Origin of the sequence: Pseudomonas sp. A1230, assembly GCF_044218825.1 — a bacterium.
Classification (GTDB): Bacteria; Pseudomonadota; Gammaproteobacteria; order Pseudomonadales; family Pseudomonadaceae; genus Aquipseudomonas; species Aquipseudomonas iridis.
Genome location: NZ_CP162582.1, coordinates 4,900,725 through 4,925,980, shown reverse-complemented (window position 1 = coordinate 4,925,980; position 25,256 = coordinate 4,900,725). Strand labels below are relative to the sequence as shown.

The window sequence follows — 25,256 nt, the reverse complement described above, 5'->3', positions numbered from 1 at the left end:
TGCGCATGTCTCGCCGTTCGACCGCTTTTTTCAAGACGCTGACTGCGCTCACCGTGCTGGTGCTGCTCGCCGGTTGCTCGTCGCTGTCGCCGTACTCGAAAGTGACCAAGATCAACCTGAAGCTGACCGGCAGCGATCAGCTCAACCCGGACCTCAACGGTCGCCCGTCGCCGATTGTGGTGCGCCTGTTCGAACTCAAGCACCCGGTGACATTCGAGAATGCCGATTTCTTCAGCCTTTACGAGCGCGCCAAGGAATCCCTCAACCCGGATCTGGTGGCCAGCGAAGAACTCGAACTGCGCCCGGGTGAAACCGTGGAAATGAAGCTCAAGGTGGAAGAGGGCAGCCTTTATGTTGGCGTTCTCGCCGCTTACCGCGACTTGCCGGAAAGCCAATGGCGCTACACGGTGCAGATCACTCCGCTGGAAGTCACCGAAGTCGATCTGACTCTGGACCAGACCGGCATCCGCAACACAAATCAAGTGCTCGCCAAGGCGGATGACTGATCATGAATACCCATAAAGTCATTTGGCAGGAAGGCATGTTGCTGCGTCCGCAGCACTTCCAGCACAACGATCGCTATTACGATCACCAGATGAAAACCCGCACCCAATTGCTCGGTGGCTACACCTGGGGTTTCCTTAATCTGGAGATCGACTTGCAGTTCCTCAACATGGGCAAACTGGTGATCAGTGAAGCCTCGGGGATTCTGCCGGACGGCAGCCTGTTCGAACTCGGTGGCAACACCGAACCGCTGGCGCTGGATGTGCCGCCGAACACCGGCAACACGCCGATCTATCTGGCGCTGCCGCTGGTCACGGGTAACCACATCGAGTCGCGACGTCCGGAGCAATCCGACGTGCTGGCGCGTTACACCGCGTATGACGCCGAAGTGGCCGACTCCAACGCCGGCGACGATTCCGCCAGCCAGGTCAGCTGTGGTCGCCCGGATTTCAAACTGTTGCTCGGCGAGCAGCAAAGCGATCAGGCCTACGTGAAGCTGAAGATCTGCGACGTGCTCGACACCACGCCCGACGGCGTGATCAGCCTCGATCCAGACTTCGTGCCGACTTATATTCAGGCTCACGCGTCCAGCTATCTGCTGTCGTGTCTGAAAGAAGTCATCAGCATGCTCAACCACCGGGGCGACACCATTGCCGAGCGCATTCGCTCCAACGGCAAGGTCGGCGGCGCCGAGGTCGGTGACTTCATGATGCTGCAACTGATCAACCGCACCGAACTGCTGCTGCGCCACTATCTGGGCCTGGAGCAGGTGCACCCGGAAGAGTTGTATCGCACGCTGCTGACCATGCTCGGCGATCTGGCGACCTTCTCCGGCGAGAGCAAACGTCCGCGTCTGGACAGCCGCTACTCCCACGCCGACCAGGGCGGGAGCTTTCGCAAACTGATGGAAGCGATCCGTCAGGTGCTGTCGATGGTGCTCGAACAGCACGCCATCGAACTGATCCTGCAGGCGCGTCAGTACGGGATCATCGTGTCGCCGTTGCACGACCACAAACTGCTGGGCTCGGCCTCGTTCGTGCTGGCAGCCAGTGCCAATTGCGACTCCGAAGAACTGCGCCACCGCTTGCCGGCGCACCTCAAGGTCGGCCCGGTGGAGCGCATCCGCCAACTGGTCAACCTGCACTTGCCGGGGATCAAGGTCAAACCGTTACCGGTCGCCCCGCGGCAGATCGCGTTCCACTCCAACAAAACCTATTTCATCCTCGAACTCAGTTCCGAAGACCTGGCACAACTCGAGCGCTCCGGCGGCTTCGCGTTCCACGTGTCCGGCGAATTTGCCGAGCTTGAACTGAAATTCTGGGCCATCAGGAACTGACCGACATGATCAAGGAAACGGATTACAACCAGGACGACAAAACCGTCCTGCTCGATCGTCAGGGCCACGGACCGGCATCGAGTCCGCTGACCGACTTCGCTGCGCCGCCGCGTTTCGAGCAACTGGAAGAACGCATGATCTACGCCGCGCGCCTGCGCCCGGCGGAGGCGTTCAATATCAGCCTCAATTCGCTGGTGGCCGCGTCCTCCGAACTGCTCTCGGAAGTGGTGCGTCTCAAGCACAGCGAAACCCGCGAAGACCTCTACGCGCTCAATGAGCGCCTGACCGCCGGGCTCAAGCTGTTTGAAGTGCGCGCCTTGCACAACGGCGCCGAAAGCAGCCAGGTGATGGCCGCGCGTTACGTGCTCTGCACCGTGGTTGACGAAGCCGTCGTGACCACGCCGTGGGGCAACGAAAGCGAATGGTCGCAGATGAGCCTGCTCAGCAGCTTCCACAACGAAACCTTCGGTGGCGAGAAGTTCTTCCAGCTGCTCGATCGGCTGTCAAAGAACCCGGTCAAGCACCTGCCGATGCTCGAGCTGATGTACCTGTGCCTGTCCCTCGGTTTCGAGGGCAAGTACCGCGTGCAGGCGCGTGGCATGCTCGAGCTTGAAGGCATCCGCGATGCGTTGTACCGCCAGATCCGTCAGTTGCGTGGCGACGTGCCGCGTGAGTTGTCGCCGCACTGGGAAGGCCTCAACGATCAGCGCCGCAGTCTGGTGCGCATCGTGCCGGCGTGGATGGTGGTGTTGTTCACTTTCGTCTGTCTGGTGGTGATGTATTCGGGCTTCGCCTGGGTCTTGGGCGAGCAGCGCGAAACCGTTCTGCAACCATACCAGCCGCTTGATCCAGCCGCGGTTCAACCGCAGTCGCAGCCGTAAACAGGGACGTGTGATGAAAAAGTTTTTCAAGAAAGTCGGCGCCTTCCTGCGCCAGACCTGGGTCTGGACCCTGCTGCTGGTGCTGTTCGTGGCACTGCTGGTGTGGTTCGTCGGCCCGTTGTTGGCGGTTGATGATTACAAGTTCTGGGAAAGCGCGACCTCGCGTCTGCTGACCATCAGCGTCTTGTTCCTGATCTGGGGCCTGACCATGGTCTTCGTCAGCTGGCGCGCCGGTATCCGCAAGAAAGCCGTCGAAGAAAGCGAAGACGGCCAGGATCGTATCCGCCGTGAAGAGCAGATCGACGACGAGCAGAAAGAGTTGAAGGCGCGCTTCAAAGACGCGCTGAAAACCCTGAAGACGTCGAGCCTGTATCGTGGTCGCAGCGAGCGCTGGCGCAGTGACTTGCCGTGGTACTTGCTGATCGGTCCGCAAGCCTCTGGCAAAACCAGCCTGCTGGACTTTTCCGGTCTGGAATTCCCGATCAACAAGATCGACCGCAAGTTGACCCGCGACACCCTCGGCACCCGTCATTGCGACTGGTACTTCGCCGATCACGGTGTGCTGATCGACACCGCCGGGCGCTACACCACCCAACCGGACGCAGAAGTCGACGGCAGTGCCTGGCGCACCTTGCTCGAGTTGCTGCGCAAGCGTCGTCGCGGCCGTCCGTTGAACGGCGTGCTGGTGACCATTCCGGTGGAAACCCTCACCGGTGGCAGCGAGCAGGACATCGACACCCTGGCGCGCCAGGTGCGCGGTCGTCTGCAGGACATTCATCAGAAGCTGCACGTCGATGTGCCGGTGTATCTGGTCCTGAGCAAGGCTGACAAGCTGCTCGGTTTCGACGAGTTCTTCGATCAACTGACCCGCGAAGAAAGCGATCAGGTGCTGGGCACCAGTTTCCGCAAGGAACAGGTCGGCACCGACGTGGCTGTGCTGCGCAACGAGTTCGAAGAACTGCTGCGTCGCCTCAACAGCCAGGTGATCATGCGCATGCACTCCGAGCGCGATACCCAGCGCCGTGGCCGCATCCTCGACTTCCCGCATCAACTGGGGCAGATCGGCGAGCGTCTGTGCCTGTTCGTCGACATGGCGTTCACCGGCAACCGCTATCAGCGTGCAACACAACTGCGTGGTTTCTACCTGACCAGCGCACCGCACCTGACCCAGGAAATGGATTCGACCACCGCCGGCATCGGCGCCAGCCTCGGCATGAATGCCGGTGTGCTGCCGACGCTGCGCAGCGGTCGTTCGCGCTTCATCCACCACCTGCTTAGCCAGGTGATTTTCCCGGAGGCCGATCTGGCTGGCCTGGACAAACGTGAACGCAGCCGCATCCACTGGGGCCAACGTGCGCTGTATGTTGGCGCACTGGCGGCGCTGGCACTGTTCGGCATGCTCTGGGCGGGCGGATTCTCGGCCAACTACGAGCGTCTGGAAAACCTGCGCACACTGGCGCAAAACTGGACTCAGCAGCGCTCGGCGCTGACCCCGCGTGATGACGCGATGGGCGTGCTGAAAACCCTCGACACCAGCTACGCCGCCACTCAGGTGTTCCCGAAGAAGGGCGACGTGTCGTACCACGAGCGCGGCGGTCTGTATCAGGGCGAAGACATCAATCCGTCGGTCAAAGCGGCGTACGAGCGTGAGCTTGAAGCGCAACTGCTGCCACGGGTTGCCACGATGCTCGAAGGGCAGATCCGCGCCAACATGAAGGACCGCGAAAAGCTGCTCAACAGCCTGCGCGCGTACCTGATGCTGAACATGAAGGATCGCCGCGATGCCGCATGGCTCAAGGACTGGATCGCGAGTGACTGGTCGCAACGCTACACCGGCAACACGGCGGTGCAGAACGGCCTGAACGTTCACCTCGAACGCCTGCTGAAGCAGCCTTTCATCTACCCGCTGAACGATCAGTTGGTGACGCAGGCGCGTCAGGTTCTGCGCAGCGAATCGCTGGCTACCGTGGTCTATCGCATGCTTCGTGAGCAGGCGCGCAACCTGCCGGAATACCGTTTCAGCCAACACCTCGGCCCACAGGGTTCGCTGTTTATCGGCACCGAGTACGTGATTCCGGGTTTCTACACGCAAACCGGTTATCAGCAGTATTTCTCGGTACAGGGTTCGGCGCTGGTCACCGACATCCTGCGTGACAACTGGGTACTGGGTGAAGGCGCGGGCATCAGCGACATGGACTTGCGTCGCCTGATGGTCGAGCTGGAGCAACTGTACTTCCGCGACTATGCCAACTACTGGAGCGAGGCCGTTGGCCAGGTGGCCTTGCCACCGATCAGCGACGCCGGTGAAGGCGCCGAGCAACTGGCGGGCCTGACTTCGGCCAACTCGCCGGTGCTCGCGTTGCTGACGGAAGTGCGCGAAAACACGCGCTTCGAGGCCGCCGCAGACCCGGTCGACGAAGCGGGCGAAGCCGCCGATGCGCTGGCCGGGCAGAAGGGCAAACTGGGTAAAGTCGGCAAACTGGCAGCCGCCGCAGCGGACAAGGCTTCGGCCTTGAGCGTCGCGAAAAACCTGCCGGACACCGCCAAGAAATCCCTGCAACGTCGCTTTGAACCGCTGCATCGTTTGCTCGATGACAACAACGGCCCGGCCGCTGACCTGACTCCGGCCCTCAGCGCACTCAACGATCTGCAACTGCAATTGTCCGGTCTGGCCCGTTCCAGTACGCCGGAACAAGCCGCGTTCGAAATGGCTAAAACCCGCATGAGCGGCCAGCGTGATGCGCTGACCAACCTGCGTGCAGCCTCGGGTCGTCTGCCGCGTCCGCTGAGCGTGTGGTTCAACGTGCTGGCCGAAGACTCGTGGCGCCTGGTGCTCAACGATGCTTACCAATACCTGAACGGCCGTTATCAGAACGAGCTGTACAGCGTGTATGGCAAAACCATCAGCAAGCGTTATCCGTTCAGCGCCAGCAGCACCAGCGACGTGGCGATCAGCGACTTCCGCGAGTTCTTCCGCGCGCAAGGTACCGTCGACCGCTTCTTCGACAGCTACATGCGTCCGTTCGTCAGCGGTGATCCGGGCAACTACCGGATGCGCAGCGTCGACGGCCACAGCCTGCCGGTGTCCAAGGTCTACCTCGATCAGATGGCCGCAGCGCTGACGATTCGTCAGAGCTTCTTCTCGATCAACCCGGCCGAACCGACCGTGCAGTTCAAACTGGAGCCTTACACCCTCGATCCGGCAGTCAGCCGTTCCGAGTTCAAGTTCGGCGACAAGACCATGGAATACCGTCACGGCCCGATCCTGCCAATGTCGTTCAAATGGCCGACCGATGCTGAAGACGGGCGCACCAGCCTGGTCATGGACAAAATGGCCGGGCGTCCGATCGGCATCGAGAAGAACTCCGGCCCATGGTCGCTGTTCCGTCTGTTCGACCTGATGCAGACCGAGTACCTGACCGGCCGCGACGTACTGGTACTGAAAGCTGACGTTGGCGGCCTGCGCGCCAACTACCTGCTGACCAGCCAACGCTCGCCGAACCCGTTCGACCTCGGCGTGCTGCGCACCTTCCGTATGCCGGTGCAGCTCTGATGCTGGTGGCCAGTCCCTGGCGCAGCGCGGCGCGTACCGACCCGGGCAAGGTGCGGGCGCGCAACGAAGATGCCTTCCTCGACCTTCCGCAGCAGGGGCTGTGGGTGGTCGCGGACGGCATGGGCGGTCATCAGGGTGGCGACATCGCCAGCCAGTTGATCGTCGCCAGCCTGGCTGAACTGCCGCAACACGACGACTTCGACGAACGCCTCAAAGCCATCCGCCAGTGCCTGCACTGGTTGAACCGGCGTTTGGGGCAGGAGTTGACCGTCACTGCCGGCCGTCACGACAGCATCATGGGCAGCACCGTCGTGGCGCTGCTGGTGGAAGGTAATCGCGCGGCCTGTATCTGGGCCGGCGACAGTCGTTGTTACATGTGGCGCGGGCAGCGTCTGTATCAGCTGTCCAAAGACCATTCGCTGCAACAGCAACTGATCGACGAACAGCAAATGAGCGTCGAACAAGCGGCGGCGCACCCGGCGGCTCAGGCACTGACCCGAGCCGTCGGCGCGGCCGACACGCTGACCCTGGATGTGCTGGAACTCGAGGTGTATCCGGGCGATGCGTTTTTGCTGTGCAGCGATGGTTTGTATCAGGGCCTGAGCAGCGATGCCCTCGGCACCGCCCTCAGCCTCAGCGCGCCGCATGTGGCGCTGGAACGTTTGTTCGATGGCGCCCTGCGGGGCTCCGCTCGCGACAACCTGACTGCCGTGGTGATCCGCCAATGACCAAAATCGAATCGCCAATCGATGACTTGCTGATGAGTGAAGAACAGGCCAACAACCTGACCTACTTCGCCTTCGCCAAGCCCAATAATGCAGAGCCTTTGCTGGCGCCAACCAAGGCCAGCATTGGTGCACTGCCGGACGTATTGGCGGGCCGTTATCGCCTCGAGCGTCTGCTCGGGGCGGGCGGTATGGGCGCCGTCTACCGGGCAAGGGATCTGCTGCATGAACAGTTCGGCGATCCCGACCCTTACATTGCGCTGAAAATCCTCAGCGAAGAATTTGCCGAATCGCCGGACGCCAGTGCCTTGCTCTACAGCGAGTTCGCCCTGACCCGACGCCTGCGCCACGACAACGTCGTGCGTGCGCACACCTTTGAAGTCGACACCGACTGCCAGCGGGCCTTCATCACCATGGAATACATGCGTGGCCTGACCCTGGACAAACTGCTCTGCGAGCGGCCCCTGGGCCTGCCGTGGAAAGAATTGCGCGACATCGTCCTGCCGCTGCTCGACACGCTGGCTTATGCCCACCGTCGCGGCGTGCTGCACGGTGACATGAAACCGAGCAACGTCATGCTCAGCGAAGACGGCCTGCGCCTCTTCGACTTCGGTTTGGGCCAGGCAGAAGAGGGCACCTTGCCCGGTCTGCCGCACCTGAGCCGCGAGCGCTTCAACGCCTGGACCCCGGGCTACGCCGCCCCCGAACTGCTTGAGGGCCAACCGTTGTCGGCCAGCGCGGACGTGTACGGCTTGGCCTGCGTGATCTATGAACTGGCGAGCGGCAAACACCCGTTCCGCCGCTTGCCCTCGACCCAGGCCCGCGACGAGCATCTGGAGCTTGAGCTGCAAGCCCCGGCGAACTTACCGAAACACGGCTGGTCGGCGCTGCGAACCGCGCTGAGCTTCGATCCGGCAGAGCGCACCATCACTGCCCAACAATTGCGTGACGCCTTGGGCGCCACTTCATCCTGGCTGCAACGTCTGCGGTTTCGGGCATAACGGATGACATTCGAACAGGGAGCACTTTATGTTCAACTCAGCTAACGAGACCCACTTCAGCCTGACGGTTGAGGACTATGTCGGCGACCTGCAAGTGCTGTCGTTCACCGGCACCGAAGGCATCAGCCAGCCGTATCGCTTCGACCTCGAACTGGTCAGCGAAAACCCCGATCTGGACCTGGAAAAGCTTCTGCACAAGCAGGCATTCCTGGCGTTCGATCCGCAAGGATCAGGCATTCACGGTCAGATCTACCGCGTCGCCCAGGGCGACGCCGGCAAGCGCCTGACCCGCTACAAAGTGTCGATGGTGCCGCAACTGCAATACCTGCATCACCGCACCAACCAGCGCATCTATCAGCAGATGTCGGCGCCGAAAATCATCGCGCTGATCCTCGAAGAACACGGCATCAAGGGCAACGCCTACAGCTTCCAGCTGAGCCAGCCGTGCCCGGATCGCGACTACTGCGTGCAGTACGACGAAACCGACCTGCACTTCGTCCAGCGCCTGTGCGAAGAGGAAGGCATTCACTACCACTTCCAGCACAGCGACAAAGCTCACCTGCTGGTGTTCGGCGACGACCAGACCGTGTTCCAGAAACTCGGCCAGCCCACCGCCTACGTGCAAGGCAGCGGCATGGTCGCCGACGAACCGGTGATCAAAGGCTTCAAGCTGCGCCTGGAAACCCGCACCAGCCGCGTCACCCGCCGCGATTACGATTTCGAAAAGCCGCGCTTGCAAATGGACGCGGCGTACAAACCGGAGGGTGAAAGCACTGAGCCGGACCTCGAAGACTACGACTACCCCGGCCGCTTCATCGAGCGTGCGCGCGGCAAGTTCCTCAGCCAGCGCGCCCTCGAACGCCACCGCGCGGACTACCGCCAGGCCGAAGGTCGCGGCGACCAGACCAAACTGGTCAGCGGCCACTTCATGGAACTGTCCGACCACCCGCGCAGCGAGTGGAACGACCTGTGGCTGCTCACCGAAATCGTCCACGAAGGCAAACAGCCGCAAGTCCTCGAAGAAGGCGTGACCAGCGACACCACCGACAACAAGGACGACTTCCACCAGGGCTACCGCAACACCTTCCTCGCCACCCCGTGGGACGTGTTCTACCGCCCGGCCCTCGAGCACCCGAAACCCCGCGTCCTCGGCAGCCAGACCGCCCACGTCACGGGCCCCAAAGGCGAAGAAATCCACTGCGACCAATACGGCCGCATCAAGGTGCAATTCCACTGGGACCGCGAAGGCCAGGCCGACGACAAAACCAGCTGCTGGATGCGCGTCTCCAGCTCCTGGGCCGGCGACCGCTACGGCGCGATCAGCATCCCGCGCATCGGCATGGAAGTCCTCGTCACCTTCCTCGAAGGCGACCCCGACCAACCCCTCGTCACCGGCTGCCTGTACCACAAGGAAAACCCGGTGCCGTATGCACTGCCGGCGAACAAGACGCGCAGCGTGTTCAAGACACTCAGCTCGCCGGGTGGTGGTGGGTATAACGAACTGCGCATCGAAGACAAGAAAGGCGCGGAGCAGATCTACATTCATGCGCAGCGCGACTGGGATGAGAACGTTGAGCACGACCAGAAGATTCGGGTCGGGAATGAACGCCACGATACGGTGGTGAAGAACACCTACACCGAGCTGAAAGCCGAGGAACATCGCACCACGATTTCCGACCGCAAGATTGAAGCGAAGCTGGATGATCACCTGACGGTGGGGCAGAACCAGCATGTGAAGCTGGGGACTGCGCAGCTGACCAGTGTGGGGAAAGAGATTCACCTTAAGGCTGGGGACAAGATCGTTATTGAGGCTGGGACGGAGCTGACCATTCTTGGGGGTGGGAGCTTTATCAAGCTCGATGGCGGTGGTGTGACGGTGGTTGGGCCGGTGGTGAAGATTAATGCCGGTGGGTCGCCGGGGAATGGCACCGGGATCGGGATTAAGCCGTCGGTGCTGCCGGGGGCAGCGGATAAGGATAAGGCGGGGAGTTTGATGGATCAGGCGTTGTTGAATGCGCCGCCTGAGAAGGTTAAGCCGACAGTTGATTACCCTTTCTCGCTTTGAACGGACGGACTAGCGTCAATATGAACAAGGAATTTTTTGAATGATCATTAGCCCTCCCTTTCTTCCTGCTCCGGTGGCGGGTGAAACCGACGATGCTTATCTTGCGCGTGCCATGGTGGGTGGTATTCCCGGTGATGGTGGTTATCCGCTGAGCTTTGATCTCAATTGGCATGGCGGCATTCATTTGACCGCGCCGCAAGCAAACGGAAAAGCTCTGCCAGCATGTGCAATTTCCGACGGAACACTAGTTTACTTCCGCCAACCTACTACTGAGGCTGAAGCAGCCCCAGACCATGCTCTTCGTTATCGTGAGCAATGGACAGATGATGGCTGTGTTGTCATCAAGCATGAAACAGATATAGGCGAGGGAGAAAAAGGAAAAATAGTCTTTTATTCGATTTATATGCACTTATCTAAAATCACCTTGGCCGCGCCCGCTAAAGGGAAAAAAATATACCGTAAAGAGGTGCTTGGTGAAGCAGGTAAGATTTACGGAAAACAAGACAGAATTCACTTTGAAGTAATTGCTGACGATAGCAAGATCGAAAATATAGTTGGTCGTAAAGAGAGAGATCTGAACTTCAAAACTAGTGATGGGAGAAAAGATAGCTGTTGGGGGGATATTTATTTCTTTATACCTCCTGAGGTTTATGGGTATGAAAGTCAGCCTTCCATTCCTTTGTCTGCAGTTAACAACTCTCAAATTATTTACCGTTGCCCTGCTATGCCCTCGGGTCCAGCCCCTATCGAAGAGGCCGGATCTACAACTCCCGCTCCTGCAACATCAAATACAGTAGATGGCTATGAATGGGCTTTGGCAATGGAGCTACAAGAAGGCATTTTTGTGAGGATGAGCTTCGCTAGAGGGGGATGTAAGCTGACGAGCTTTACTCATTCAGGATTTGAGCTGGGTACTGTCGAGGAAAAAAGTGAGTACGAGTATTCGCTTTTTAAAACCGCCAGCGACTTATATCCTCAATCACCAAGCGCTGGTTTTGAGTTATTACGCTTTGGCAGAGTAATTGGTGAGGAACCGCTGCAGCCAGTTGATGCTGCTCACTGGCGGAAAATAAAATTTCCTGGAAAAAATGGCGGAGAAAGCAGCGCTGCTTGGGTTAACTTAAACTCACCCACGGTAGGAAAGTTTAGTGATGCTGACTTTCCACACTGGCAAGGTTGGCAGCTGATAAATGACGACAAGGATAAGGATAGTCATTGCCAATCGCCATTCATTCGGGCGTTGCTCGCTTTGGATGTAGGGAAAGTTGTCTCGGATAACACCGACGCTGTAGGTATAGCTACATCTCCTACCTATACCTCTCTGTCGGAAGAAGAGAAACTGAAACTCTCTGAGCGTTATGTCTCTGAGAGAGAGATTAGCAAGAAAAAACTAGAAGCCGCTGATACTCAGTCTCGAATTAAGCGCTTGGTATGTTTTTTTCCAAGTGAGTGGTGTAAAAATGATTTTGACACACGCTACGATTGGCTAAAGAGTGTCGCAGAAAACGGTCCAATGCCTCAAGAGAACTATGATAAGTTAAAAAGGCATCAGGTGGCTTTGGGGTTTTGGGAAGATGCAGCTATTGAAGGTGTAGAAAGTAAACACTGGCACTTTCCCCCTAAAGAATTTATCGCGATGTTTCGAAAGTGCAGCTGGTTAAGCCGAAACGAACTAGTCCAGCTATTGCCAATGAACTCGCTACGAAAAGCTTCAACATGGCAGTGGGAATCGATCAGTCTGCCGAATGCTGGAATAATTCTTGATGGCTCAAGTACGGAAGCGTTAACGCGCAGAAATGATTTGAATAAAGCACTGCGTAAGTTTTTGGTAGTAACTCCTGTCCGATTGGCTTGTTTTTTTGGAAACGCCACTCAAGAAACCCAATGGTACCAGAAGTTTCATGAGGCAAGCCCTTATTGGTATAAACCTTGGGATGGTAGAGGTTTTCTTCAATTGACGCATGCAAGTAATTACATAAAATATTGGGAGTTCAAGGGCGAAACTGTTAGCCCTCAGGTGAAACAAACTCTAGCTACTCATACTACAATGGCAAATAATAATCGGCCCATTGTAAATGGGAAGAAGTTGATGACTGACCCAACAAATTCGTTAAGTGATGCTTCAACCGGGATTCCGCAGGCCATAATTGCAAAGCGTGATGCAGTGAAAGGCTCATATGATGCTGCCAATAGTGCAGGTGCTTATTGGGCGTGGTCTGGTGCCTCCAAACAGGCAGATGGATACTATGGTAGCCCAGCCAGCGTGCTAAAAACACTGACTACCAATGCACAGATCAAGCACTATTATGAAAGCTCTGCATTTGGAAATGTTGCAGCAACGGTCAATCTCGGATCTCCTTCATCTAATTTCAGTTCAATTTGGGGGGTGCAGGCGAGGTTTATCGCTTTTGCGAACGCTCAGATGATTTTAATGGACGCATTGAGCTATCCGACCTCGTCTGAGGTGTTTTCTGACGCCCCATTAGATTTTGTTTATCGGAGACCTAATTAGTGAAAAAAATGACCAGGTTTAATCTATCCCTTGCTGCATGTTTGATTTCAATGTCGGCGGCTTCCTCCGAGGGGAATTCAAGTAGTGCGGCTCTAAAATTAGGAAATGAACCAGGTTACTCTACTTTGGCTTCTGGTGCTTCGGTTGTAGAAATACATCAGGGTAGTTGTAATTATTCTATTGATCTTAAAGCGAGCCAGTACGTAAAGTTTAATACCCCAGACGTAGTGTTTCTGGAGTCCGAGACGCCTCCAAAAGAAAAAGATTGGCCCTATCTCGAACAAGCCGAGATGTCTGCGGGTTATGATTGGAATTTTAAAAAAGATGATAATTTAAAGTCAAAATGGTTCGGGTTGATGTGTGACGGCATCGGGAATTTTGATTTTCAGTCTAACGGTGGCGTTGGTTCAGAAGAGGATAGCCCGGAGCTACAGGATGTTAAACAAACCAATGGTTTTAAATGCCCCGCAACTCTTACGGGCAACGGTTGGGTGCCAAACAAAAATGCCGGTCGTCCTGACAGTTACTTTTTTCAGAAGCTGTCAGGGGCTGGTTGGTCTGGATTTGTTTTCGGGTTTAAGGAGGGAGGAGGAAAAAATATTGCGAGAGTTAGTTTCTGCATAGTGCAGGGAGACAATATCTTGGTGGGGGCGGCAGAAAACCAACCTCGCTCTTTGAGTTTGAGTGAAGAGTCCTTTGATGGCATGAAATCTGTTTTGGAGTCTATACAGTTTCTGAAATAGAAAAGGTGACGGATTTATTTGTGGTATTGAAATTAAAGGGGGTGGATTTATTTGTTGCGCTCAGTGGCTTTGGTCTTGGTAGGGCGTTTAAATAGATCTATTCCGCTTCTTTCACTTTTAAGAGGTGAATTTGGTTGATTCGATTCGTTATTGTTGTGTTGTTCATGTATTGCGGTACGGCTTGGTCTGCTCCACTAGAGCATAAACTACTATGCAACGATGGCGATAATGAACACGGGTCATCGGCCGGTTTGATTCTCGCTTTTGAGGGAGTGGAGATTTTTCTGGATAACACTGATCGTGGATGTCGTGCAGAGTATGTCTATAGAGAGGCATTAGATGGTGCGAGCAATTCCCTGATATTCTCTTATCCAACAAGTGATGATATGGGTCTTAACGCGCAGATCATCATTTTTGCTGCGCCCGACAGTGGCGGTGTAGCTAGATACATCGGGTCGATACCTGCCGGAGCGACTGAATTGGAAGATGGGAATTATGAGGATATTCAACAGTCTGGTAATTCAATTTACAAGAATATCTATCGTATAGAGCGTCGTGAAGTAGTTGTGACCTATGGCAAAGAGCTGATTATTTCCGGTAAGCAATGTGTTTACAGGGATAGAAGTGACAGCGCTTGCCAAGAAATGCTGGGGAGTTTCAGTAGTCCTGTATGTGTTTTTAACGACGGCGAACGGAAAGTATTGGCGGCGATGAATGAATGCGCGGATATGAAGCAGTAATGCCTGATCTCCAAGACGGCCGGTGTGCGGTAGGGTCGGCTTCCGTTGAAAGCCGATAACTACCTTTCCTTCCTGTTGCTTTGACTAGTGCCAAGGCGCGTCATTTCTTCTGAACGGATTCAAGATGAGAAAGCTACTCCCGTTACTCATGGTTTTCCTTCCCCTGACTGCCCACAGCGAGGTCACCTCCGAAAACTACTGCTTCGATGACGCCCACTCGATCAAGTTCGAACTCAGAACCTTCTACGATCACGAAAGTAATTGGTCGGGTGGTTTCGTCAAATACGCGAAGTCGAAAACGCCGATTTCCATCGTACTGACGGATCATCAGGAAGAAATACTTGCCCCGGACGCACCCACGCAAAATACCCGTACCTGGTCCGAGATTGTCGACGGCAAGGTCACGGGAACCTATGAGTGGGTCACCCAGGCAGCGATGAGCGTTTCGATGGTTTACACCAAGAAGTCCAACGGCAAGGAATACAGTTTCCTACTTGACCCCAATGTCGATGTTTCTCTAGACGGTGGTTGCAAGTGGGAGCAGGGCGATCAATGAGTCGAGTGAGCTTGGGTCTGACGCTGTTCGGGGTGTTGGAATCGGCGTCGGCGGGGGCGGAGGCAACATCGTTCAGCCCTGTTAAAAACGTTGAAGTGATGTTGGAAGTGAGCGGGCCGAAAGTGACGGTTCAAGTTGATGCTCGCGAGTCGCGAACCATCGACTTTTCCGCTGAAAAATCCCTGCACGTCGCTATCGACGATTTCAACTTCGATGGCATGAAAGATTTTTCGGTCTGGCAGATCGACGACGGCATGGGCACCTACACTATCCACCGGATTTTCATCTACCGGCCGAAAACCGCTGACTTCGAGGAGGTGCAGCCGGATTGTGGCGATGGTTTCGTCAACCTCCGTGTCGACAAGAAACGCAAAGTATTGCTCAGCACTTACTGGGGAATGAACGGGCCGCAGTCATGCGTGACGCGCTTTCACAAGCGCTGAGCCTGAGCCCGTCACGGTAAACGTTTAGCGCTTGTGCATCTGACAACCCCATTTTCCTTTAAACTCCCCGCCCTCAAGGAACGCGCTCAGGACACGGAATGCCAGCCCCCTCATTCTCTCTTCGCCCCGCGATGGTGCTTTGGCTGTATGCCGCCGCGATCGTGCATGTGCTCGCCGGTCTCACGCTGACCTGGGCCGGTCATTCCGGATTACTCGACGGCTATTTGCACACCCTCGAGCTCGCATTCTGGGGCGCCGATGCGGTTCCTGCCGCCGGCCACGAACAACAGGTCTGGTGGCTCGCACTCTTCGGCGCGACGCTGCAAAGTTATTCGCTGTACATGCTTGCGCTGGTGCACATCGGCAATCGTTCGAAAGCGCCGATGGTGTGGGGCTGGTTGATGGCCGGCATCCTGTTATGGGCGCCGCAGGACATGTGGCTGTCAGCGCAACAACAGGTCTGGTCGCACCTGTGGCTCGACGGTTTTGCGCTGCTGGTGCTGTTGCCGCCGCTAATCTGGCTGTATCGCCATGACCGCAAAAAATCCCGTCCAGAAAAAGCACCGAACGAGTCCAACCCGTTTACCGGCAGCGCCTACAAACGAGTGCTGATCACCGGCGGAACCGGGTTTATTGGCGAGGCGGTGGTCAATCAATTACTCGACGCCGGCCACACCGTGAGTGTGCTGGCGTGTGATCCGTTGAAAGCGGCGAATCTGTTCGACGGTCGCGTGCGTTGTGTTCGGTCTATGAGTGAAATCAGCCACGACGAATCCTTCGACGTAGTGATCAATCTCGCCGGCGCGCCCGTCGCCGGCCCACGCTGGACCGCCAAGCGTCAGGCGCAACTGCTCGCCAGTCGAGTCGGCACTACCGAAGCGTTGATGACCTGGCTGAAGAACACCAAGCACAAACCAGCGCTATGGATTCAAGCCTCAGCCATCGGCTTCTACGGTGTGCGCGATGCCAGCGAAAGCCTCGACGAACACGCCAGCAAGGGCGACGGTTTCATGGCCGAACTCTGCTCGCGTTGGGAGGCCGCCGCGCAACCGGCCACTGAGTTTGGCGTGCGTCAGGTGGTGCTGCGCCTCGGCGTGGTGTTCGGCCCCGGCGGTGCGTTGTTGCCGCTGCTTTTGCCGTTCCGATTGGGCTTCGGCGGGCGCATGGGCGACGGTCGGCAGATCATGAGCTGGGTGCATCGCGACGATGTGCTTCAGGTAATCGCCCGTGCCTTCGACGATGAAAGTCTGGTCGGCACCTACAACATGGTCGCGCCCGAAACGATCAGTCAGGCAGCATTCGCCGAGCAGGCCGGCAAGGTCCTCAAGCGTCCGGTGTGGTTCCACATTCCCGCCGCGCCAGTGCGTGCATTGGCGGGGGAGATGGCGCAGTTGTTCTTCGACGGTCAGCGCGTGGTGCCGCAGCGTTTGACCGAGGCTGGCTACAAATTCCGTTACCCAACTCTCGACGCCGCTCTGCGCGATCTGACCTGAGGATCGCTCATGAGCAAGCCCTTGATGTACCTGCTGGCCGGCAACGGCAGCGCTGCCGATTGGTGGGACGATGCGTTGCCGCACTTTCAGCGCTACGACGTGGTGCCGCTGGAGTTGCCGGGCTTCGGCGCCAATCCGCAGCCACCCTGCGAGGAACTGGCGGACTACGCGCAGACCTTGCTGGCGATGACGGAGCAGGGCAGTGCGATCATGGCGGTCGGGGTCAATGCCTTGCTGGTGCTGCATGCGTTGCAACGGCGGCCGGGGCACTTTTCTCGCAGCGTTTTGCTGGCGCCGGTCGGGGCGTTTTTGTGGCAGCGTCGCTTGCCGGCGCTGATGTCGCCGCTGCCGATCCGCAAGACCATTCACTGGTTGCTGTCGAATAAACCCACGCTGTTCGCGCGCAAGTTTTCCAACCAGACCTGGACTCCCGCGCAGTACCAACGCATGGGCGCCGGCTATGCGCGCTGTCGTGCGTTTGTGCCGCACTGGGATCTGATTCGTGCCGATACTGCGCTGCCGCTGCTGGAGTGGATCACCGATCCGGTCGAGCTGGTTTGGGGCGATCAGGACAACGTGCTGGGCATCGAGCAAGCGGCGGCGTGGTCGGCGATTCTGGCCCGCGCTGATCTGACCATCAGCCTCAAACCCGGTTGGGGGCATTACCCGTGGATCGACGCGCCCGCGCAGTTCGCGCAGTGGCTGGAGTCGGGCGAGCGCGGGTTTGTTGCGCACACCAAGGGCGGGCGTTTGCGCCTGGCTGAGCTGGCGCGGCAACCGGTGCCGGCGGCACTGACGCTCAACGATTGCGCTGATCCGCGTCTGCCTGCGTTTCTCGCCGCCCAATCCGACGTGACCTGGGCGGTGCGCTCCTCCAGTTATGGCGAGGATCAGGCTGACTCGGCGAATGCCGGGTTGAGCACGACTTACCTGCGCGAGCCGCCCGCCAATGTGCCGAAACGCATCGCCGAATTGACTGCCGAAGGCGTCGAGGAAGTGGTGGTGCAACGCTTCATCACGCCGGTAGTGTCCGGGATCGCGTTCGTGCGACATCTCTCGGTAGAGCTCGAATGGGTTGAAGGCCATCTCGAATCGCTGGCCGACGGTCATGTCAGCCCTTCGCGGGCAACGCTTTCGCGGGTTGGCGATGCCTGGCGCAGCGGCGCGTTCACGCCATCCCACGGCTTGACCGAAGAGCGGCTATGGCAATTTCTGCAAGACGTGTTGCGGGTGTTCCACTACGTGCCCGGCGACGTCGAATGGGCCTGGGACGGCTCACAACTGTGGCTGCTGCAATACCGGCCAATCAGCGATTACGGCTGGCGCCGGCACCTGACCGCCGCCAACATCGCCGAGATCCTGCCGCCGCAACCGAGCGTGTTGGTGGAATACGCCCAGCGCCGCGCGGCAGCGAGTATTCCGGCGATCATGGCGCGGTGGGATGCGCGAGTGTTGCAGGACAACGAGCCGTTCACTGCCGTGTTCGGCGGCGCGTCCTACATCAACAACGACCTGTTCCTCGCCCGACTCGCCGACTGGGGCATCAGCGCCAGCAACTATGCCGGTGAAGTCGGCGGCGCGACCCCGCACCTGCCGTGGCAGCCGCTGAAGATGCTGCGCTCGTTGCCGCTGTTCCTGCGCATGCAGCGCATCGCCCGTGGTCATCTGCTGACGCTTGAACGCGGCTTGCAGCGCTTCGATCAAGAGCTCGCCGAACTCGTCGCCCAAGAGGCCGACGGCCAGCAACTGGCGGACTGGTTCACCCGGTTTTACGTGTTTGTGGTGCAAGGCAATCTGTGCATCGCCACGGCACTGGCCAGCAGTGGCGGCGACTGGCTGGGCCGCCCGCCGACCGCGTACGACAACCTTGAAAACAGTCCTCACCGCTTGCCTTGGGAGACCGATCCGGCCACCCCTCGGCCAGCGGCGAGCGAATTGCCGCTCCAGCCATTCCCGCAATGGTCAGGGCTGATCCGCCTCGCTCATTCCACTGGACTACCGGGCCTGCGCGGCTACTACCTGCAAGTGCGCGAGTGGTATCGCGATAACCTGATGCGGATATTTTTCCGCCTGCATCACGCGATGCCGCCGGCGGATCGCGAGCACTGGTTCGCGCCGCATCTCGACATTCGCAGCCGCGACGGTAGCTTCTGGCAGGACGGTCGTGAAGGATCGGAGCAGGCCACCGGGTTCATGATTTATCCGGGGCAGGTGCGGGGTGTTCTCGGGAAGGACATTTTGCTGGAGGACACGCTCGATCCCGGGCGACATGCGCACTATCAAACCGCGCGGGCGGTTATTGCGCGGATGGGCGGACGCTTGTCGCATGGCTCGACGTTGTTGCGTGAATTGCGCAAGCCGTCGGCGGTGATGCCACAGGTTGATCCGGCGTGGGTGGGGTGTGAGGTGGTGTATCGGGATGGTGAGTTGGAATTGATCAATTCGAAGGATATGAAGTGAAACCATCACCTTTGCCAGTAAGCCTTCAGTTACGGAGTGACAGCGTGAAAGGATTTTCGGTTCTTGTCGGCAGCCTGTTGTTGGCCACCGCTTCAATAGCATTCGCCGCCGACCCCGACTTCAAGGATTATCCCGTCGCGCCAATTTTCAGCGGCCCCCACCATGCACTGGTGCCACAGGAAAACAGCAATCCGGTGATGGATCAGGCACGCGCGAAGGCCTTGAAAGGCAAGGTCAACTTCGCGGGCCATTACATCCTCAATCCGTTGGGTTGTGGCGGCGGTGCCATCTGCGCCGAAGTCCTTGATGCACAAACCGGAGAAGTCGCTGGCGGCCTGCCGAATGCCTACGACGGCAGCACGTTCGCCATGCTCTACCAACCTGACAGCCGCTTGATCCTTATTTCCGGCATCACCCTCGACGGTGAAGAAGATGCCCAGGGGAATTCGCTGGAAAGCGTCAACCGGGATCGCTACTACGAGTTTGTGAACAACGAATTCCGGCTGCTGAGCATGACCGACGCGGAATCGCCGCCGCTTGATTAAGGATGATGGGATGAACCGTTTTTTCATTCGGCCCGTGCTGAGTGTGCTTCTGCTTTTGCCTTACGCCATGCCGGCGATTGCCAGTGAAGGGAGTTGCTATGGCTACCTCACCGAAATGGTCAGGAGCAGCGACTTCCCGTTTCAGTACGTCGGCAAGGACAAGGTCAATCTGCTTATCGACGACGATGACGGTGAAACCGTTCGAGCGCAGTTGTTCTTTGACACCGACGGCACCGGCACCATTGGCTGGATCAAATACACCCCGGCAACGCGCGTGTTGCTCAATACCTCGGCGGAACTGGACGAGCCGGTGGAATTGTCTTTCGACGCCAGGTTCGCCGATGGCTACGCAAATTGTTTGACGGAAAAACAGGCCGGATAACGGCGAAAGGGAATTCCCGATGAATCAGTTCTATCTCGCGGGCAGCCTGTCGTTGCTGCTCTCTGCGCCGGCGTTCGCTGCGCCGGCAGATGCTTATACCCAGCGCGACGTGATGCAGTGTGGCGGGGTTGAAGTGGTGTTGGTGTCGTCCTGCCGTTCGGTGACGGTGGATGACGCAGAAACCCACCTCATCCCGGTCTGCTCCGACCAGACCATCAACATCGGCGGCAAAGTGCTTCGGCGTGATATCGGCAAGGTTTCGCAACTCACCTCGGACGGGGTGAAGACGAAGATGCTGAGCAACGTGGTGATGGCGATGGATTGCGTGGCGGGCACCAAGGGTAGCCTTGTTTCAATCGGTGGTTATGGCGGTTGCGGTGCCTGTCCGGAGTGGCGCGGCTATTACTCGACGGCCGGGCGGTTGGAGCAATATAGCTTCGATAATACCCAGCGTTCGTTTGGTTCGAAGGGTTCCCGGGAAGCGCTGATGGGGGCCTATGGCGTTACCAAAAGGCAGCTGCAAGCGGACAGCCCGGCGGTGAAAAGGATTGAATATGGCCAGCCTTAAGTGGGTGTTGATGTTCGGCAGCTTGGTTGCCGCCAGCGCCTTTGCCGAAGAGCCGCCAATCGTCGGTATCGACGGGCACACCGTGACGTTACAGGCAAAAAAGTGGACGTCACCTGTGGTGGAGTCTGCCACTGCCTGGTTCTCGGCGAATGGAAAGACGTTTCCGCTCTTCCATGCCGGTATTGGTACTCAGGCCTATCCCGAATGGCTTAGTCCCGACAAGAAAATCTTGCTGGCGACCCCAGTGGAGTACGGCGTAGTCATAGGTGAGAACGGTGAGGAAATACCGACATCACAGGGGCATTGCGCTGTGATCTCGATGGAAACCGGTTGCGTGTTGGCCGAGAGTTACGAAAGGTTTTGTGAGGGTAAATGGGTGGGGAATCAGTGGGTTTCCGAAGAGGGCGGGGTGCTCAAGCCTGCCTTGGAAACTAGGCCTCCCAACGAATTGCTGAAACATGCCTTGAGCATCGAGGCGGCGCGGCCCCGCGCCGAATCTCTCGAGTGGAGCATGAGTTTTTTAAGTCCAGAGTCCTACATGGTGTGTCATCCCCCGGCGCAAAACGTTCAGGCCTACAACGACCTGGGTTTTTACCTCGCCGAGGGCGGTAAAGATGAACTGGCGCTGAAGTTTTATCGCGGCGTTGAGGCGGTCGGCAAGCGCACGGTGTTGATGTTGAACATGGCGGATTCATTGTGGCGACTGAACAAGAAAGACGAAGCGCAGCGCTATTACCGCGGGTACGACGAAGCGATGATTGCCGCTGGCAAGGCACAGAAAATTCCGCAACGAGTCGCTGAACGAACGGCATATCAGGGAATGAAAAATTGAACAGGATTGTCCGCTTCATCGCTTTGCCCCTTTGGATACTGTGCGCGTCGATTGCGCACGCCGAGGACGATTGCAAAATCATCACTGTGAGTTGGCAAGTCGATCAATGCATTGAGGCCGACCGCAAGGCCGCCGACGCAAAACTCAATGCCAGCTACAAAAAACTGATGGCAAGGTTCGAATCTCAGCAAAAACGCGATCCCGATCAGGGCAAGGCTTTCATGGCTATTGCCAGAGAATCACAGCGTGCGTGGATCAAGTTGCGCGATACCACTTGCCCGCTCGAAGCTACGGAAATCGACCCTGATGCAGTGATGCATTCCACATCAATCAATAGCTGTATCGCCAGAATGAGCTTGGAACGTGCGGCTTATCTGGACGGGATTGTGGCGGACGGTCCAGGTGACGTCGTTGATATGAACAAAGTCTCCAGATCAGGCACGCAGCGTTACAAAGACGTCGTCGCGCGCTATGTCTCCACGCTCGGCAGCTCATGCCTGACCATTCAGATCCTCGCACCTGACGGAAACTGGAGAGTGCTGTCGTCCAGGCAGTTTTGCAGTTTCGACGGCAAGGCATTCTGGAAGGACTATGCCGACGCTGGTTTCGAGGGGCACGCGTTTGCCGAGGATGGGTTACATCTAACGCTCAGCCTGACGGAACTTCGTGGGCCAGGAGAGAAACGTCGCGCCTGTGTAATTCCGATTCAGAACGCGCAAATCAAAGAGTTGAAATGCGGCGCACCTAAGTCGACATGACTATGAACCACGGAAGGAAAATGGAATTGGACAGGTTTTCAGGTTTGGTTCGTGCCCTTGGACTCATGGCCGGTTTGTCGGCTCAATCGGCATTGGCCGGCGATCCCCAAACCATCGGTGAGTTGCATCCGCCGGTAGTGGCTTCTTTGGGCGGACAAAAGATCACGGTGTTCTTTCTGAAGAACAACCTGAAAGAACAAGCGGCCGGGGTTCACGTTCCCGCCGCCGAGATCTTCTATTCAGCTTTGAACGCAGCCAAACCCACGCTGAATTATGTGTGGAAGGTGGAAGGCGAGCAGATAGCCTCGGTGTTCTTCTTCGAGCGCAAATCCCCCGAGCGCGCCGGAAAGTCCATGTTTGTTCTGACAAAGAACAAAATCTCGCACAGTCATTTCGAAGGTGATTCCTACTCGGTGCTGGAACTGCCGCTCTTCAAGGACGGTGATCAATTGTCTTTGCAGTTCTTCCGAGGTGACCCGCCAGAACCCGAATTCCAGAACTGCCGCGACGGCTTAAATCTTGAGGATGACGTAGAAGTCGAGTGTGCTTACAAGGATGCGGCGAGCATTAGGAAGCGCTTGGCAGAATTGGATGCAAAGACCATTACGGGTTCAAAGCTGGATCAGAGCAACCTTCAGGAACCACGCAAAACCGAAGGTGATACGGCAAATTTTGCTTGCCCCTCGACTCACTTTTCAGCGTTCCTCACAGCCTTCGCCGAACGCGTCAACGTGCAGAAATCCTTCGTCCAACAACCGCTTAAAATGGTCACGACCGTGGCCGGCGATCCCGAGCCTGAGATGGAAAAGCGCAGCCTCAGCGGCAATGAACTCAAGTTTCCAATTATCCTGGATCAGGCCAAGCGAGAAGTCCAAGGCCTGACATTGACCGTCAAGGAAGAACGGGGAGATCGCGCCGTCGCCATCCTGCAAAAACCGGATACCGACTACGTCTTCGAGTATCGGTTTGTCCGTGGGCAATGCTGGCGGTTGGAAGAAGTGATGGATTATTCACTTTAGATTGGCGGCATGCGCTGGCGAGGCCGCGTTGGCTCGTTCAAGCATGATTTCAATATGTGTAGGTACGTGTAGGAGAGGTGTGACTTGGTAGTCATCGTGCAGGAAAATAACAGCATCCTCTTCCAACGTTTGCCAATAGTGGCGTTATCGTCCGAATCCCTTACACTGCCCCGGCCGTTCATTTTTCTTTTGAGGCTGTGCGCATGAAATTTCGTTTTCTTCTGTGGATGCTGGGTTTGTTGATGGGTAAGGCCAGTCGGACAAATCCTGCGTTCCAGCAGCAGTTGGGGGACAAGGATCTGGTGTTTCAGATGCAGACGCTGGACGGGAAGGTGGCGCGGCATTTTGTGGTGAAGAATCAGCGGATTACCAGCAAGTCTGGCGCAGTGGCAGAGCCGGCGTTTGCGATTGCCTTTAAAGATGCGGCGTATGGTTTTGCCACGATGCAGGCGAAGAACAAGCAGTTGGCGTTTATGCAGGGGATTCAGGACAAGTCGATCCAGATCAAGGGCAATCCGGCGCTGGTGATGTGGTTTCAGGGGTTGATGAAGTATTTGAAGCCGAGGAAGGCCAAGCCTAAGGCTTGATGCGGGCAGTTGGACCGAGGTGAATTCATCGCGAGCAGGCTCGCTCCCACAGGGATTTTGGTAATCCTGAGGGAGCGGGCCTGTTTGCGTTTAGGCCTGGCTGAACTGCGAAGCGAGTTCGCGCAACAGGACTTCAGCCTCAAGCACTTTGCTGACGACGTCGTTGGCTTTTTCGCGGGTCAGGCCGACGCGTTCTAGCAGGGCGTCGGGGATGTCTTCATCCGGGCCGGAGCCGATGCCACGGCTACGCAGCAGGCGTACGGCCAAACACACGAGGTTCGGGTATTCGGCGTAGGAGCCGTCGTAGCTTGGGTCGTGCTGGAAGCGCAGGGCGGTGGCCAGTTCGTCCGGCATGTCCCAGTAGCGCATCAGCCACGAGCCGATCTGTTCGCGACTGATGCCCAGCAGGTGTTGCTCGATGTAGCTGTGGCACAGGTGCGGGTTGACCTCAAGGTGGCGGCAGATCAGCGAGAAGTGCGGCGGGAATACGTGGGCCAGTAGCAGGTAGCCGAAGTTGTGCAGCAGACCGGCGAGGTAAGTCAGGCCGGCTTCCGGGCGCTGGGCGCGCGGCATGGCGCGGGTCAGGCCTTCGATGACGGCAGCGGTGTAGATCGACTGCTGCCAGTACGGCGTGGTTTGTTGTGGGTGGTCTTTCGGCAGGCTCAATGTCTTGCCGAGGGCCAGGCCCAGCGCGAGGTTGATCACCAGATCGAAACCGAGCACGCGGACGATCGCGTCTTCCACCGAACGAATTTTGCCCGGCGAGGCGTAGTACGGCGACGCCGCCCAGCTCACCACTTGCGCGGCCAGCGCAGGGTCGGTTTCGACCACGCCGGTGATGTCGTCGATGGTGGCATTCGGGTCGACGCGCAGCTTGATGATCTTCTGTGCGGTTTCGGCCAGCGGCGGAATTTCGATGGTTGCTTCCAGTCGCTGCTGGATGCGTCGTGCGGTGAACGCCTGCACAGCCTGAGTGATTTCCTTGCGGTCGTCATCCGGGCGGTCGAGGTTCGGACGAATGCTGGTCAGGTTCTCGCCGAAGTTGGCGGCGCTGGCCTTGGTGAGCATGGTCTTGAAGTGTTCGCTGGTGATTTCCAGCAGCACGCCCGGTTCGCCGGAGTTGATCAGCAACTTCGGCTCGCGCAGCAGGCTTTCTTCGTAAAGGCATGGCGAACTGGTCAGCGCCGGCAGCCCTGGCAACAGGCTCAGGCTGTGTTTGCCGAGCATTTTTTGCAGGCGCTCAGTCGACACGGCGGTCAGACGACGGCCCGTCAGTTCGGCGAGGCGATTGAGATCGAGCAGTTGGCTCTGTGGAAATAGCACCATCAGCGCGCCGACAGCGTCGTCCAGCAACACGGCCTGGACCTTGCGCGATGCATTCAGGCCGTGGTGGTCGAGCACTTCTTCGTAGGCGATCCCGAGCTTGTCCAGCAGCAGCCGAATAACAGACGGAGCGTGCGGGGATTCGGTGGCGAGAGCAGCTTCGGTCATGGTCTGGATCCGTTTTTGAAACAAGTGCTGGAGTATAACCAGCTCTGTAAGAGCAGGCTGTC

22 protein-coding genes are annotated in these 25,256 nt (G+C 57.6%); 21 read left to right on the top strand and 1 reads right to left on the bottom strand.

Features of this window, described 5'->3' with window-relative positions:
• Positions 1-5: 5 nt before the first annotated feature.
• From tssJ to AB4P97_RS22980, 21 genes are all read left to right on the top strand, one after another.
• Positions 6-506 carry a type VI secretion system lipoprotein TssJ gene (gene tssJ, locus AB4P97_RS23080; RefSeq protein WP_042561786.1) on the top strand — a complete coding sequence of 167 codons (501 nt, stop codon included), beginning with the start codon at positions 6-8 and terminating at the stop codon, positions 504-506.
• Positions 507-508: 2 nt separating this feature from the next.
• Positions 509-1,840 (top strand): type VI secretion system baseplate subunit TssK, encoded by a 1,332-nt coding sequence (gene tssK / locus AB4P97_RS23075; protein ID WP_007920300.1) that lies wholly within the window; start codon positions 509-511, stop codon positions 1,838-1,840.
• Between the two features lie 5 nt (positions 1,841-1,845).
• Positions 1,846-2,721 (top strand): type IVB secretion system protein IcmH/DotU, encoded by an 876-nt coding sequence (icmH, locus tag AB4P97_RS23070; protein WP_042561785.1) that lies wholly within the window; start codon positions 1,846-1,848, stop codon positions 2,719-2,721.
• Positions 2,722-2,734: 13 nt separating this feature from the next.
• Complete coding sequence (gene tssM, locus AB4P97_RS23065; RefSeq protein WP_042561784.1) at positions 2,735-6,274, top strand: type VI secretion system membrane subunit TssM; 3,540 nt, start codon at positions 2,735-2,737, stop codon at positions 6,272-6,274.
• Complete coding sequence (locus AB4P97_RS23060) at positions 6,274-7,002, top strand: PP2C family serine/threonine-protein phosphatase (protein ID WP_042561783.1); 729 nt, start codon at positions 6,274-6,276, stop codon at positions 7,000-7,002. The genes tssM and AB4P97_RS23060 overlap by 1 nt, the downstream gene beginning before the upstream one ends.
• On the top strand, positions 6,999-8,000 hold the full coding sequence (locus AB4P97_RS23055; RefSeq protein WP_395601668.1) for a serine/threonine-protein kinase: 1,002 nt from the start codon (positions 6,999-7,001) through the stop codon (positions 7,998-8,000). The genes AB4P97_RS23060 and AB4P97_RS23055 overlap by 4 nt, the downstream gene beginning before the upstream one ends.
• 28 nt (positions 8,001-8,028) lie before the next feature.
• The gene (locus AB4P97_RS23050) at positions 8,029-10,065 is read left to right on the top strand and encodes a type VI secretion system tip protein VgrG (RefSeq protein ID WP_395601667.1); all 2,037 of its coding nucleotides are present in this window, start codon (positions 8,029-8,031) and stop codon (positions 10,063-10,065) included.
• Positions 10,066-10,105: 40 nt separating this feature from the next.
• Positions 10,106-12,577: a M23 family metallopeptidase gene (locus tag AB4P97_RS23045; protein WP_042561780.1), complete on the top strand. Its 2,472-nt coding sequence runs from the start codon at positions 10,106-10,108 to the stop codon at positions 12,575-12,577.
• Entirely contained in the window at positions 12,577-13,320 is a 744-nt protein-coding gene (locus AB4P97_RS23040; RefSeq protein ID WP_147282607.1) for a hypothetical protein, read from the top strand. Before AB4P97_RS23045 ends, AB4P97_RS23040 begins: the two co-directional genes overlap by 1 nt.
• A 134-nt stretch (positions 13,321-13,454) precedes the next feature.
• A complete protein-coding gene (locus tag AB4P97_RS23035; RefSeq protein ID WP_042561778.1) occupies positions 13,455-14,060 on the top strand; it encodes a hypothetical protein in 606 nt (201 codons plus the stop codon).
• Positions 14,061-14,184: 124 nt separating this feature from the next.
• Complete coding sequence (locus AB4P97_RS23030) at positions 14,185-14,616, top strand: hypothetical protein (protein ID WP_042561777.1); 432 nt, start codon at positions 14,185-14,187, stop codon at positions 14,614-14,616.
• Between the two features lie 5 nt (positions 14,617-14,621).
• The gene (locus AB4P97_RS23025) at positions 14,622-15,059 is read left to right on the top strand and encodes an XAC2610-related protein (protein ID WP_309473235.1); all 438 of its coding nucleotides are present in this window, start codon (positions 14,622-14,624) and stop codon (positions 15,057-15,059) included.
• A 98-nt stretch (positions 15,060-15,157) separates the two neighbouring features.
• On the top strand, positions 15,158-16,552 hold the full coding sequence (locus AB4P97_RS23020; protein ID WP_395601666.1) for a TIGR01777 family oxidoreductase: 1,395 nt from the start codon (positions 15,158-15,160) through the stop codon (positions 16,550-16,552).
• A gap of 9 nt (positions 16,553-16,561) precedes the next feature.
• Positions 16,562-19,012: an alpha/beta hydrolase gene (locus AB4P97_RS23015; RefSeq protein ID WP_395601665.1), complete on the top strand. Its 2,451-nt coding sequence runs from the start codon at positions 16,562-16,564 to the stop codon at positions 19,010-19,012.
• A 44-nt stretch (positions 19,013-19,056) separates the two neighbouring features.
• Positions 19,057-19,557, top strand: a complete 501-nt coding sequence (locus AB4P97_RS23010) for a hypothetical protein (RefSeq protein ID WP_395601664.1) — start codon at positions 19,057-19,059, stop codon at positions 19,555-19,557.
• Between the two features lie 10 nt (positions 19,558-19,567).
• Positions 19,568-19,939 (top strand): hypothetical protein, encoded by a 372-nt coding sequence (locus AB4P97_RS23005; RefSeq protein ID WP_042561772.1) that lies wholly within the window; start codon positions 19,568-19,570, stop codon positions 19,937-19,939.
• Positions 19,940-19,958: 19 nt separating this feature from the next.
• Positions 19,959-20,507 (top strand): hypothetical protein, encoded by a 549-nt coding sequence (locus tag AB4P97_RS23000; protein ID WP_042561771.1) that lies wholly within the window; start codon positions 19,959-19,961, stop codon positions 20,505-20,507.
• A complete protein-coding gene (locus AB4P97_RS22995; RefSeq protein WP_395602964.1) occupies positions 20,494-21,339 on the top strand; it encodes a type IV pilus biogenesis/stability protein PilW in 846 nt (281 codons plus the stop codon). The genes AB4P97_RS23000 and AB4P97_RS22995 overlap by 14 nt, the downstream gene beginning before the upstream one ends.
• Positions 21,336-22,097, top strand: coding sequence for a lysozyme inhibitor LprI family protein (locus tag AB4P97_RS22990; RefSeq protein WP_042561769.1), 762 nt, complete (start codon positions 21,336-21,338; stop codon positions 22,095-22,097). Before AB4P97_RS22995 ends, AB4P97_RS22990 begins: the two co-directional genes overlap by 4 nt.
• Before the next feature lie 20 nt (positions 22,098-22,117).
• Positions 22,118-23,116 (top strand): hypothetical protein, encoded by a 999-nt coding sequence (locus AB4P97_RS22985; protein WP_235378436.1) that lies wholly within the window; start codon positions 22,118-22,120, stop codon positions 23,114-23,116.
• A gap of 203 nt (positions 23,117-23,319) precedes the next feature.
• Entirely contained in the window at positions 23,320-23,703 is a 384-nt protein-coding gene (locus AB4P97_RS22980; protein ID WP_042561768.1) for an SCP2 sterol-binding domain-containing protein, read from the top strand.
• Positions 23,704-23,793: 90 nt separating this feature from the next.
• Here the strand turns inward: AB4P97_RS22980 and AB4P97_RS22975 are convergent, their stop codons facing one another.
• The gene (locus tag AB4P97_RS22975) at positions 23,794-25,194 is read right to left on the bottom strand and encodes an aminoacyl-tRNA deacylase and HDOD domain-containing protein (protein WP_042561767.1); all 1,401 of its coding nucleotides are present in this window, start codon (positions 25,192-25,194) and stop codon (positions 23,794-23,796) included.
• Positions 25,195-25,256 lie beyond the last annotated feature (62 nt).